Origin of the sequence: Photobacterium obscurum (genome assembly GCF_026191635.1) — a bacterium.
GTDB lineage: Bacteria > Pseudomonadota > Gammaproteobacteria > Enterobacterales > Vibrionaceae > Photobacterium > Photobacterium obscurum.
In genome coordinates this window covers 119,366-132,640 of the sequence record NZ_JAKRRW010000013.1, presented here as the reverse complement: position 1 = coordinate 132,640, position 13,275 = coordinate 119,366, and the positions used below count along the sequence as shown (strand labels likewise).

Genomic DNA, 13,275 nt, shown 5'->3' with positions numbered 1-13,275 from the left:
CCCGCATATTTAATGCAGAGACATTTAATATTCTTCTTTTCTAAAACTATCGAATAAGAATAATACTGACTTTATTCTTATTCCATTAATCAGACATAAGATAAATCGCTTGGTCTAAAACTTCTTCTCCTTTCATCATCCCGTATGCCATTGGAGATATCGCGTCAATCTGCTTACCATACTGACTCGCGGTTTTCCGTAGCTCATCAAGCTGAAAGCGTACCTGAGGTCCTAACAAACAAACATCAAACTCTTGAATTGCATCTTCAAACACTGATACAGGCTGGGCTTCAATCTTACAATCCATTCCTCGACTTTCCGCAGCCTGCTCCATTTTCTTAACCAGCATACTGGTTGACATTCCTGCACTGCAACACAATAAGATCTTTTTCATCACGCTCTTCCTTTATTGTTCCCGCTATTTAAACGATGAAAAAATTGTAACCAAATTAATCAAAACACAAAAGCGCAACCGGTTGCATTGATCGTGAGTAACATCCCAGTTTAATAAACAAATAGCGATTGGCTTTCATCTAGAAATAATCATAAAAGTATTTAAGTTAATGAGTAAAATTAAACAACAACCATCACAGTAAAAAAGTATCAATAAATACTATTAAACTATGCGAGACTAATCTTAAATTCGAAGAGAAAACGCCATTGTATTACATTGAGTATGAGATATCGGGCAGCATCATAAGGATATACTGGTAATCCATTCTTAACATTCAATTAATTCATATTAAGCATCACATTGTAATCGTGAAAAAAACATTCATGGCTCAATCTGGAGGTTTTCAACTTCACTTTCCCGCATCCTAAACTTCTGCAACTTCCCCGTCACTGTCATCGGAAACGTATCGACAAACCGAATATATTTGGGGATCTTAAAGTGGGTCATTTGGCCATGGCAGTATTCTCGGATATCTTTTTCCGTCATGGCTTCTCCTGGATGCAATTGAACCCAGACGGCAACTTCCTCACCATAAAACTCATCCGGAATACCAAACACCGCCACTTGCTGGATTTTAGGATGGGCAAACAAAACTTCTTCAATCTCTCTGGGGTAGATATTTTCCCCGCCGCGAATGATCATTTCTTTAATCCGTCCGGTAATTTTCACATACCCTTCGGCATCCATTGTTCCCAAATCACCAGAATGCAACCAGCCATGCTCATCTATCGCCTCTTTTGTCCCCTTGGGATTGCCGTAGTAACCTTTCATCAAGTGGTAGCCACGAAAGCATATTTCGCCAATCTCCCCCAGAGGCACGGTGGCCCCGACTTCAAGCCCAATAACCTTAACTTCCTGATGCGCTAAATTTTTACCGACCGTTTCGGTTCTGCGCTCCAGGCTATCGTCGCGCGAGGTAAGATGGGTTAGCGGTGACGCTTCCGTTTCCCCATAGCCAATTAATATTTCACTGCAGTGCATGTCTTTCATTACCCGCGCCATCAATGACGGCGGACAGGGTGCACCGGCCATAATCCCGGTACGTAAGCTACTCATATCATAACGGCGGAACTCAGCATGCTCTAGCTCGGCAATAAACATCGTCGGTACACCATGGATAGCAGTACACCGCTCACGCTCTATCGCACATAATACCGCCTCGGGATCAAAGTGCTCTGACGGGATCACAATACAGGCCCCCACCGATAAACAGAGCAAATTCGCCAGCACCATACCAAAGCAATGATAAAAGGGCACTGGCACACAGAGCCGATCCTGCTCAGTAAAGTGCATGGCCTTTGCTGAGAAATAGGCATTATTCAAAATATTATGATGACTTAAGACCACCGCCTTCGGAAAGCCTGTCGTACCAGAGGTATATTGGATATTGATCGCGTCATCGCAGTCCAGACTTGCGGTAACACTGTCGATCTCCTGCTCCTTAACGGCCTCCCCTTTTTTCAAAATATCTGACCACACAGTAAAGCCCGCTGCCGGGCGTACCGTCTTATCCGGACTGGCAGGATCAAATACGACCACCGAACGCAAGAACGGAAAAGTCGCACTCTTAAGCGACGACCCTTCCTGCTTGAGTTCCGGTATCAACTCCAACAGCATCGAGAGATAGTCACTATCACGGAACGAAGGAATGACAAATACCCCCTGAACCTCCGAGCACTGTAGCGCGTAGGCCAGTTCCCGTTGACGGTAGGCCGGATTAATATTGACCAACACGAGCCCGATGGTGGCGGTTGCCATTTGCAACAATAACCATTCCAGGTTATCGGTAGACCAAATACCGATTCGGTCTCCTTTCTGAAACCCCGAGCCAAGCAGCCCCTTGGCAAGCCTATTGATTTCCACAGATAGTTCACGGTAGGTTAACCGCCGGCTCTGGGCTATTGAAATAACAGCGTCTTGCTGCGGATATTGCGCGGCAACATCAATAAAGTGCTCTGGAATCGTTTTACCAAGCAGCGGCTCATCTCCACCACGATGAAAATAACTTTTAGGCGTCACTTTCATAATGCTTTCCTCGTGTTAGCAAACCGTACTTAAAGGAAATGAGGTGCGGTTGAAAACAAGGAATAACGTCGATAGGACATCGCCTTGTTTAGCCGTTTTTTGGCTAATGCCACAGCGGCATCACGAGGCAGCATGGATTGCTCGTTAACCCGCTTGAGCACCTGTTGGGTATTGCGCCGTATTTTATCTTCAATTGCCTGGAAGGCTGCCGCCTGTGTGGCACCGTGGTATTCCATCGCCGCGCAGATCACCCCGCCCGCATTGGCAATAAAATCAGGGATGCAAAGCACACCGTGTTGGTGGAGGTACTTCTCGGCTTCTAGCGTGCAGGGAATATTGGCACCCTGTACCATTACCTTGGTGTTCAAGCACTGAACATTGCCTTCATTAATCACATCCGGCCTCGCTGCCGGGATCCAAACATCACATTCGAGGCTAACAAGATCGGCACTTGAAATTTGGGTTGCATCGGCATAGTCAGTGACGGATTTACCATCGGCCTTCAGGGTTAACAACTGCTCGACATCCAAACCACTTTCATTACAGATTGCACCACAAGAGTCTGAGACGCCGATCAGCAGCGCCCCTTTCTCAACAAGAAACCGGCTCACATGTTTACCAACCGCGCCAAAACCCTGCACCACAAATCGCGCTCCTTTCACCTTAAAGCCACGCTCTTTAGCGACAACATCGACGACCTGAGTTAACCCCCAGCCTGTCGCCCCTAGCTTGTCGAGCGGGATCCCACCGAAGACATAGGGCAAGCCGACCACTCGACCCACTTCATCCCGGATCCAGGCCATGCACTCTTCGTCCACTCCCATATCAGGCGCAAAGATATACGTCTCCTCATTACGCAGCCCCTGGGCAAACGCCCGAATCAATGCCTCTTTATCCGGCTTATTCATTTTTGGATCCGCGCAAATCACCGCTTTGCCGCCCCCATGGGGGAGCCCCGCCGCTGCATTCTTGAATGTCATGGCCCGGGCAAGACGCACGCACTCTTCAGTAGTAACGTCTACTGCCATCCGGATCCCGCCAATTGACGGCCCCATCGCCACGTTATCGACGACCAGAACAGCTTTCAACGCCAGGGAGGGTTCATAGAGATGAATTATTTTTAGTGGCCCAAATTCATCTGAATATTGAAAAGCATCATCCATAGTATTTTTCAGATCATGGCTATGTGTTGTCTATAAACCGTAGACATAATTGCTCCAGAGCGAAGGTGCAATAGTGGGAAATTGATAGGAGGAATTAGAGAAAGGATATTCGTATGCTGCGGATACAAAAAAGCCTCAGCGTAAGCTGAGGCTTTTTTGTTAAATCTTGGTGCCCGAGGACGGACTTGAACCGTCACTCCCGAAGGAAACGGATTTTGAATCCGTCGTGTATACCAATTTCACCACTCGGGCAGATGCGGCTCATTATACGTATACCGACTTGATGCGCAAGCCTTTATTTAACACATCTTCCTACCCATGAATTACTTGCTTTATATTTAAGCAAACACAGGGGGCGGCGGACATTTTTTGTGCGCCGTATAGCTATTGGAAATAGAGCCGAACTAGTTGAAAACTATGCCGAAGCCAGAGTTTCTTATTATCTACCACTAAGCGGTAGCGTAGCAAAGAAGAAAGAAAGCCTGACCGCGATGTTATCGATAACACCGTATCCTGACCGACTTTGACGGTAATCGCAGGACAGAAAGTCATCCCCTGCGATAGAGATAGCTTCCTGTTTATGATCTTCGGCACTCGAGATAACGTCCGGGCGGCTAGAACAATCGTTCCTAACCGCTCTAGCGTCAATACCATATGATCGCCCTTAGCCATGACATGAATAGGCTCCCCATCGACCTCTATATCCAGCTCCCCTCTAATATCCAGCACCATGGCTATTCCAAATTACGCCCTCGAATACTAATACTGCCATTAAATTTCCATGTAGAATGCTCGGCCTTTTCACCCGCCCCACTTGGCACACTGACTTCAACATTATCAAAATCATAGGTAAGCTCCGCATGGCGCTCGGTCAACTTGTCATAAAGCGCGCCAGCCAGATCCGGCCAATTGGTGGTATTCTTATCAACCTCAGCCATGATATGTCTCCTCATTCATGTTCGATTATAAAGAATAGCTTCTAACCACCAGGTTCGCGGCTTTTCGTTTTCTCAATTCCGACATTCAGGCCATTCCCGTTATACCCAAGTGTATTGAAGTCACTTGGGTATATACCGCTTAGTTGTTACACTGCGGCATAATGAACCCAGCAATGGAACAAGCAAGCGACTTACTTGGTGCATACATGAAACAAAAGAAACAGCAGGACGTTAAACAGGCAAAACAATATCCGGGGCTTTTCCGCCGCCTGGCCGCATGGTTATATGACTCACTGGTTGTCGCCGCCGTACTGATGCTGGCAGGCGGAGCCGCAATGGCACTTGCCGCAATCATGCTGCACTTTGGTTTTTTTGAACTCGGCAACTATGAAGATATCAGCGCCTATATGACCCAGCACCCAGTTGTCGGCTTAGTTTATACTGCCTATCTCGCTCTGGTTATTATTGGTTTCTTCGCCTACTTCTGGTGCAAGGGCGGACAGACACTTGGTATGCGCGCGTGGAAGCTACGCCTGCAAAATAAAGACGGCTCCAACATTCGCCTGACACAAGCCCTGATCCGCATGGGCACTTCCGCATTTGGGCTGGGTAACCTGCTGGCCCCTTTCAGCAGCGAAAAGCAGTCCTTTCAGGACATCATGGCTGAATGTGAAATGGTGCAGCTGCCAAAGGCTAACTAATACCCAACCCACTAATTATCAAATAAAAAGGAGCCAGTAGGCTCCTTTTTGTTTATCAGACGATTACTCAACCAGATCTTATAGCTTACGCCTTAGCAGGTAAATCGTGATCATAAGGAACACCAGGCTCGGCCCCAATGCCCCGACAGCAGGGTGCAGACGGTAGACCAAGCTCATCGGGCCGAAGACCTCATTCGAGATATAGAAAGCGAAGCCGAAGATCACCCCGGAAAGCACCCTCGCTCCCATCGTCACAGAACGCAGTGGTCCGAAGACAAACGACAATGCCAACAGCATCATGACGGCAATAGAGATTGGCTGCAGCGCCTTGCGCCAGAACGCCAGCTCATATCGGGCTGAATCTTGCTTCGATTCCTTCAGGTAGGTGACGTAGTCATACACCCCGGATAATGCCAGTTCTTCCGGCTTAACGGTTACTACAGCCAGTTTGTCGGGGGTCAGACTGGTTTGCCACGACAACGTCGCATGCTTGGTATTGCTTTGCTGAACATCCGTAATATCGGTAACGGTCACGCCTTTCAGCAGCCAACCTTCTTGTTCACTGTATGACGCTGACTTGGCAAACACAGTCTCGGTAAGCTTGTCTTCCTCGTCAAACTGCCAGACGTTGACCGCCTTTAGCTTACTTTTGTCCTCTACCCGGGCAATATAGATAAAGTCATTGCCATCTTTGGCCCAAACTCCTCGCTGTACCGATAGCATACTCCCGCCAGAGGTCCACAACGCACGTAGCTCACGAGCCGCCTTCTGGGCTTCCGGCGCCCCCCACTGACCAAGCATCATTACCACCAGCATCAGCGGAACCGCAGTTTTCAGTACCGACAAGCCAATATCCAGCTTGGAAAAGCCCGCCGCCTGCATCACGACAAGCTCAGAGCTGGATGCCAGTGTACCCAGGCCAATCAATGCCCCAAGCAGAACTGCCATCGGGAAAAACATCTCGATATCACGAGGCATGCTGAGCAATACATAGGCCAGCGCTTTCCAGAGATCGTAAGTCCCATCACCGACCTTACGCAACTGCTCGACGTATTTGATAATCGCCGACAGCCCTACCAGCGTTGACAGAGTCAATGTCGTCGTCGCAATGATCGTTCGGCCAATGTACAAATCAAGAATCTTAAACATTAGCCACGTCTCCGTAATTTATCTCTCAGTACTCTGACTGGCATGGTTTCCCAAGTATTCAAAGCCACTGCTACCAACAATATCACTAAATTTATCCCCCACAGGCCAACATAGGAAGGCAAGGCACCATCTTCTACCCCCGACTTGGCGGCACTTATCGCAAGGAAATAAGTCAAGTAAATCAATACGGCAGGTACCAACTTGGCGAACCGCCCCTGACGCGGGTTCACCGCAGACAAAGGAACCACAACCATTGTTAGCAATGGGATACACAGGAATAACGACACCCGCCACTGAAACTCAGCCTTGGCTGCCAGCTCGGGCCGTTGCATCAACTCCAGTGTCGGTAGCGCGTCCCAGTCTCGACGTTTCTCACGTACTGCACGCTGGCCGATCAGCGCCTGGTAATCTTCAAACTCAGTGATGGAGTAATCTAACCGTGTCGGAAAGCCCTCATAACGGGTGCCCTCTTTCAAGTCCAGTACCTGGCGGCCATCTTCCAGCTCGCTCACATAGCCACGGTCGGACACCATCACGCTTGGACGCAAGGTATCGCGGGCTGTAACCTGTGCCACAAAAACTTTATGCAGACGGGAGCCACTCTCGGTAATGTCATTGACGAATACTACGCCTTTGCCATCAGGCGCAGCCTGAAACTGTCCCTTCACCAACAGCTCGAGCCCGGAATCAGCTTCGACCTGCTCCATGACCCGGGTTTCTTGTTCTACGCTCCAAGGAGCTAGCCACAATGAGTTAAAGGCCGCAACAGAACCGGTAATAATGGCCAGCCATAAGGCCGCCTGGATCAAAAACTTATTACCGATACCTGTCGCATTCATCACGGTGATTTCACTCTCGGCGTACAAACGGCCGAAAGTAAGCAAAATCCCGATATAGAGGCTCAGAGGTAACATCAACAATGCCATTGACGGCATGTACAGCCCCATCAAGGTCAGGATCAGATCACTGGGGATCGATCCCTCTGTTGCTGAAGCCAAAATTCGAATAAATTTCTGGCTGATAAAGACAAGAAAAAGGACAAAAAGAACCGCAAATTGGCTCTTTAATGTCTCACGTGTCAAATACCGAACAATAATCACGCTTTATATACCCATAGAAAACTTGTTTTTTTGCTGGAATCACTATAGTTTTTCGGTTAATCAGTTATTTTTTAATCTTTCGGCTAAATGTTAACCTGCACTTTAATCCTATACCGAAACTGCGGTCCAGCAAGTAAGTGCGGCATTATCCAACATTTAGCGCTAATTGTCTTTATAGGATGTAGGAGTACGCATGGAGTTCAGTGTAAAAAGTGGTAGCCCCGAGAAACAGCGCAGTGCCTGTATTGTCGTAGGTGTCTTCGAACCACGCCGCCTCTCTCCAATTGCCGAGCAGCTCGACAAAATCAGTGATGGCTATATCAGCTCTCTGCTACGCCGTGGCGATCTAGAAGGCAAGCCGGGCCAAATGCTGCTGCTTCACCATGTGCCAAACGTATTATCAGAGCGTGTATTACTGGTTGGTTGTGGTAAAGAGCGCGAGCTTGATGAACGCCAATACAAGCAAATTATCAAAAAAACCATCAGCACCCTGAACGAAACCGGCTCAATGGAAGCTGTCTGTTTCTTAACGGAGCTGCATGTAAAAGGTCGTGATACCTACTGGAAGGTACGTCAGGCCGTTGAAACGACAAAGGACAGCCTTTACACCTTCAACCAGTTCAAGAGCAACAAACCTGAAACCCGCCGCCCACTCCGCAAGCTGGTATTCAACGTACCGACACGTCGCGAGTTGTCTCTGGGCGAGCGCGCGATTGCTCACGGCCTTGCGGTAGCATCAGGTGTCAAAGCCGGTAAAGATCTGGGTAACATGCCACCAAACGTAGCTAACCCTGCCTACTTGGCTTCTCAGGCACGTCGCCTGGCAGATGATTTTGATACGGTAAATACCAAAATCATTGGCGAGCAAGAAATGAAAGAGCTGGGTATGACCTCTTATCTGGCTGTCGGTCAGGGTTCGAAAAACGAAGCCATGATGTCGGTTATTGAATATAAGGGTAATCCGGATCCTGATGCCAAACCTATCGTACTGGTTGGTAAAGGCCTGACATTCGATTCCGGCGGTATTTCTATCAAGCCATCTGCACAGATGGATGAAATGAAATATGACATGTGTGGTGCAGCAACCGTCTTTGGCGCAATGAAGTCACTGGCGAAGCTGAACCTGCCAATCAATGTTGTTGGTATCCTGGCTGGCTGTGAAAACATGCCTGGCGGCAATGCTTACCGCCCGGGGGATATCCTGACAACCATGTCTGGCCAGACCGTTGAAGTGCTTAATACCGATGCCGAAGGCCGCCTGGTTCTTTGTGATGCACTCACCTATGTTGAGCGCTTCGAGCCAGATTGCGTGGTTGATGTAGCAACCCTGACCGGCGCCTGTGTTGTGGCGCTGGGTAACCATATCAGTGGCCTGATTGCCAACCACAACCCACTGGCTCACGAGCTGATCAACGCATCAGATCAGGCTGGTGACCGTGCTTGGCGCCTGCCGATGTCCGACGAGTACCAAGAGCAACTGGAAAGCCCGTTTGCTGATATGGCAAACCTTGGCTCACCGGGTGCTGGTACCATTACTGCAGGCTGCTTCCTGTCGCGTTTCACCAAGAAATATAACTGGGCACACCTGGATATCGCGGGCACAGCTTGGGTTGGTGGCAAAGCGAAAGGAGCAACCGGTCGACCGGTCCCACTACTAGTCCAATTCTTGCTAAATCGAGCTGGCCTAGAAAACGTCGAATAAGACAGACAACACAAGGGGGCCAACGGCCCCCTTCTTATTTAGAGTAAACCCTATGACTCATGCTACTTTTTATATAATCGATGACAAACATATCGAGGCCGATAGCAACTATCAGCTTCACTTTGCCTGTCATCATGCAGCATTGAGTTATAAGCAAGGGCACAAAGTCTACCTGCTGGCTGACAGCAAAGAGCAAGCAGAACAGATAGATGAGTACCTGTGGCAGCAGGAGCCGGATAATTTTGTCCCGCACAACCTGATTGGCGAAGGCCCTCGCGGCGGTTCGCCGGTTGAAGTGGGCTGGCCGGGGTTGCGTCACAGTGGTCGCCGCGCTGTACTGATTAATTTGAGTCAAGATGCACCAAATTTTGCGGTTACCTTCTCACAAGTGGTAGACTTCGTTCCTTGCGACGAAAAGCTCAAGCAGCTGGCTCGTGAACGCTACAAGGCTTATCGCCTTGCTGGTATTCAATTGCAGACCACCGCTGCCCCTGAGACGCCCTAATTCCACGTAGATCCTTCTAAGAGCGCTATGGAAAAGACATACAACCCACAATCAATTGAGCAGGCGCTATATCAGCGCTGGGAAGAGGCTGGTTACTTCAAGCCTCACGGTGATACATCTAAAGATGCCTACAGCATCATGATCCCACCGCCAAACGTCACTGGTAGCCTTCACATGGGCCACGCGTTCCAGGATACCATTATGGATACCCTGATCCGTTGTGAGCGTATGAAAGGCAAAAACACCCTATGGCAAGTCGGTACCGACCACGCAGGTATCGCAACCCAAATGGTTGTGGAGCGTAAGATTGCAGCCGAAGAAGGCAAGACAAAACACGACTACGGCCGTGATGCGTTCATCGACAAGATCTGGGAATGGAAAGGCGAGTCTGGTGGTACGATCACTAAACAGCTTCGTCGCCTAGGTGCATCGGTCGACTGGGATCGTGAACGTTTTACGATGGATGATGGTCTGTCTAACGCGGTTCAGGAAGTATTCGTTCGTCTATACGAAGATGATCTGATCTACCGCGGTAAGCGCCTGGTTAACTGGGATCCTAAACTGCACACGGCGATCTCAGATCTAGAAGTTGAGAACAAAGACAAGAAAGGCCATATGTGGCACTTCCGCTACCCGCTTGCGGATGGCGTGAAAACAGCCGAAGGCAAAGATTACATCGTTGTCGCAACCACTCGTCCAGAAACTATGCTGGGTGATACAGGTGTGGCAGTGAACCCTGAAGATCCGCGTTACAAAGATCTGATCGGAAAAGAAATTCTGCTTCCTGTCGTTGACCGTCGTATCCCTATCGTGGGCGATGAGCACGCAGACATGGAAAAAGGCACAGGTTGTGTGAAAATCACCCCTGCTCACGACTTCAATGACTACGAAGTGGGCAAGCGTCACAGCCTACCAATGATCAACATCCTGACTTTCAATGCTGACATCCGTGACAGCGCTGAAGTCTTCACCACCAACGGTGAACCAAGCGATGCATACGGCACTGAACTTCCAGCCAAATACCATGGCATGGAACGTTTCGCTGCGCGTAAAGCTATCGTAGCTGAATTTGATGAGCTAGGCCTACTTGAAGAAATCAAAGATCACGACCTAACCGTACCTTACGGCGACCGTGGTGGCGTGGTTATCGAACCAATGCTGACTGACCAGTGGTACGTACGTGCTGCACCGCTTGCAGAAACAGCAACTAAAGCCGTTGAAGACGGCGAGATCCAGTTCGTACCTAAGCAGTACGAGAACATGTACTTCTCTTGGATGCGTGATATTCAGGATTGGTGTATCTCTCGTCAGCTATGGTGGGGTCACCGCATCCCGGCTTGGTACGACAACGATGGTAACGTCTATGTTGGCCGTACTGAAGAAGAAGTGCGTGCAAACAACAACCTTGCACCGGTAGTTGTTCTTCGCCAGGACGACGACGTACTTGATACCTGGTTCTCTTCTGCACTATGGACATTCGGTACCCAAGGCTGGCCTGAGCAGACAGAAGATCTGAAAACGTTCCACCCTTCAGATGTACTGGTTACCGGCTTTGACATCATCTTCTTCTGGGTTGCCCGCATGATCATGATGACCATGCACTTCTGTAAAGATGAAAACGGCAAGCCGCAGGTTCCGTTCAAGACAGTTTACGTAACGGGTCTGATCCGTGACGAAAACGGCGATAAGATGTCGAAATCCAAGGGTAACGTTATCGACCCAATCGACATGATCGACGGTATCGGTCTTGAAGAACTGGTTGAGAAGCGTTGTGGCAACATGATGCAGCCTCAGCTGGCTGCGAAGATTGAAAAGCAAACCCGCAAGACGTTTGAAAACGGTATCGAAGCCTACGGTACAGATGCCCTGCGCTTTACCCTAGCAGCAATGGCATCGACTGGCCGCGATATCAACTGGGATATGAAGCGCCTGGAAGGTTACCGTAACTTCTGTAACAAGCTATGGAACGCAAGCCGTTACGTACTGATGAACACAGAAGATCAAGATTGCGGCATGACGGGTGGCGAGATGGAATTCTCACTGGCTGACAAGTGGATCGAATCTCAGTTCGAGCTGGCAGCAAAAGATTTCAACGCCCATATCGAAAACTTCCGTCTGGATATGGCCGCAGGTACGATTTATGAGTTCATCTGGAACCAGTTCTGTGACTGGTACCTAGAGCTGACAAAACCTGTTCTTTGGAAAGGCACTGAAGCGCAGCAGCGTGCAACTCGCCATACGCTAATCACAGTGCTTGAGAAGACACTACGTCTGGCTCACCCAGTTCTACCTTACATCACTGAATCTATCTGGCAGAGCGTGAAGCCGCTGGTAGAGGGTGTTGAAGGCGAAACAATCATGACTCAGGCACTGCCTCAGTTTAACGAAGCGAACTTCGATGAAGCGGTTATTGCTGATATCGAGTGGGTGAAGGCATTCATCACCAGCATCCGTAACCTGCGTGCAGAATATGACATCGCACCAAGCAAGCCGCTTGACGTAATGCTAAAAGCCGCTGATGAGAAAGATGCAGCTCGCCTGGAAGCAAACCGTACAGTTCTGATGTCACTGGCGAAGCTGGAAGATATCAAGGTACTGGCTGACGGTGAAGAGACGCCGGCATGTGCAACGGCACTGGTTGGCAAGTCTGAGCTGATGATCCCGATGGCAGGTCTTATCGACAAAGATGCCGAGCTTACTCGCCTTGCTGGCGAAGTGAAGAAGACCCAAGGTGAAATCAAGCGTATCGAAGGCAAACTAGGTAACGAAGGTTTTGTGGCGAAAGCTCCTGAAGCCGTTGTTGCCAAAGAGCGCGAGAAGCTTGAAGGCTACAAAGAAACACTGGTTAAGCTAGAAGAGCAGCAAGCGACTATCGCAGCACTGTAAGCTCTAGCACTTAACGCGCTATACAAAAGCCGACGAGAAATCGTCGGCTTTTTTGTTTTCTGGCCCCTGGCCCCTTTAAAACAAATCAAGTTTTTGCTCTTCCCTAGAGCCATAGGATCGCTCCCACCATCTATTAGCTTTTTCCTATCAATTCAATAAAAACAATCGAATTTAATTATTGATAGTTATTCGTAATAATAACGGCATCGAGAGAGAGGACATCACCATGAAAAAGACCATTAGCTTTGCCGTTATCCATTTTACTGTCGCCTTCAGCGTCGCTTACCTGTTGACCGGCGATCTGTTAATCGGCAGCCTGATCGCAATGATTGAGCCAATGGTCAACACCGTGGCATTCTACTTTCACGAAAAAGCCTGGCAGACCCATCCTCTAAAACGCTCTCGGTACAGCGCTCCGGCAAGCAAAACCATCAGTTTTGCCGTGGTTCACTTTACAGTCGCCTTTACGATTGTGTACCTGCTTACAGGCGACGTACTTATTGGCAGCATCATGGCAATGATTGAGCCGATCATCAACACTCTGGCTTATTACTTCCACGAACGCGTATGGCAGAGCAGGGAGCAGAAAGAGGCACCGGCTCGCCACAATGCGCTTGATATGCTGGTTTGTCAGCACTGAGTATCAGAAGCA

12 protein-coding genes and 1 tRNA gene are annotated in these 13,275 nt (G+C 49.0%); 5 read left to right on the top strand and 8 right to left on the bottom strand.

What is annotated here, in order from left to right; translation table 11 throughout:
- Window positions 1-85: 85 nt before the first annotated feature.
- From MD588_RS16435 to MD588_RS16410, 6 genes are all read right to left on the bottom strand, one after another.
- A complete protein-coding gene (locus tag MD588_RS16435) occupies window positions 86-394 on the bottom strand; it encodes a PTS sugar transporter subunit IIB (protein ID WP_265698568.1) in 309 nt (102 codons plus the stop codon).
- Between the two features lie 381 nt (window positions 395-775).
- Window positions 776-2,479, bottom strand: a complete 1,704-nt coding sequence (locus MD588_RS16430; protein ID WP_265698566.1) for an AMP-binding protein — start codon at window positions 2,477-2,479, stop codon at window positions 776-778.
- A gap of 29 nt (window positions 2,480-2,508) precedes the next feature.
- Window positions 2,509-3,642, bottom strand: a complete 1,134-nt coding sequence (locus MD588_RS16425) for a Glu/Leu/Phe/Val family dehydrogenase (RefSeq protein WP_265698565.1) — start codon at window positions 3,640-3,642, stop codon at window positions 2,509-2,511.
- 167 nt (window positions 3,643-3,809) lie between these two features.
- A tRNA-Leu gene (locus MD588_RS16420) sits at window positions 3,810-3,894 on the bottom strand.
- A 132-nt stretch (window positions 3,895-4,026) separates the two neighbouring features.
- Window positions 4,027-4,374, bottom strand: a complete 348-nt coding sequence (locus MD588_RS16415) for a hypothetical protein (RefSeq protein WP_265698563.1) — start codon at window positions 4,372-4,374, stop codon at window positions 4,027-4,029.
- A 2-nt stretch (window positions 4,375-4,376) separates the two neighbouring features.
- Complete coding sequence (locus MD588_RS16410) at window positions 4,377-4,580, bottom strand: hypothetical protein (protein ID WP_265698561.1); 204 nt, start codon at window positions 4,578-4,580, stop codon at window positions 4,377-4,379.
- A gap of 206 nt (window positions 4,581-4,786) precedes the next feature.
- Here MD588_RS16410 and MD588_RS16405 point away from each other — a divergent pair, with 206 nt between their 5' ends.
- The gene (locus MD588_RS16405) at window positions 4,787-5,281 is read left to right on the top strand and encodes an RDD family protein (protein ID WP_265698558.1); all 495 of its coding nucleotides are present in this window, start codon (window positions 4,787-4,789) and stop codon (window positions 5,279-5,281) included.
- A 78-nt stretch (window positions 5,282-5,359) separates the two neighbouring features.
- Here MD588_RS16405 and lptG read toward each other — a convergent pair whose 3' ends face one another.
- Window positions 5,360-6,430 (bottom strand): LPS export ABC transporter permease LptG, encoded by a 1,071-nt coding sequence (lptG, locus tag MD588_RS16400; protein WP_265698557.1) that lies wholly within the window; start codon window positions 6,428-6,430, stop codon window positions 5,360-5,362.
- Entirely contained in the window at window positions 6,430-7,530 is a 1,101-nt protein-coding gene (gene lptF, locus MD588_RS16395; protein WP_265698556.1) for an LPS export ABC transporter permease LptF, read from the bottom strand. The genes lptG and lptF overlap by 1 nt, the downstream gene beginning before the upstream one ends.
- Window positions 7,531-7,723: 193 nt before the next feature.
- Between lptF and pepA the strand changes: the two genes are divergently transcribed.
- From pepA to MD588_RS16375, 4 genes are all read left to right on the top strand, one after another.
- A complete protein-coding gene (gene pepA, locus MD588_RS16390) occupies window positions 7,724-9,232 on the top strand; it encodes a leucyl aminopeptidase (RefSeq protein ID WP_265698555.1) in 1,509 nt (502 codons plus the stop codon).
- Between the two features lie 52 nt (window positions 9,233-9,284).
- On the top strand, window positions 9,285-9,737 hold the full coding sequence (locus tag MD588_RS16385; protein WP_265698553.1) for a DNA polymerase III subunit chi: 453 nt from the start codon (window positions 9,285-9,287) through the stop codon (window positions 9,735-9,737).
- Between the two features lie 27 nt (window positions 9,738-9,764).
- Window positions 9,765-12,623, top strand: coding sequence for a valine--tRNA ligase (locus tag MD588_RS16380; protein WP_265698552.1), 2,859 nt, complete (start codon window positions 9,765-9,767; stop codon window positions 12,621-12,623).
- Window positions 12,624-12,849: 226 nt separating this feature from the next.
- Window positions 12,850-13,263, top strand: coding sequence for a DUF2061 domain-containing protein (locus MD588_RS16375; protein WP_265698550.1), 414 nt, complete (start codon window positions 12,850-12,852; stop codon window positions 13,261-13,263).
- The last annotated feature ends 12 nt before the right edge of the window (window positions 13,264-13,275 follow it).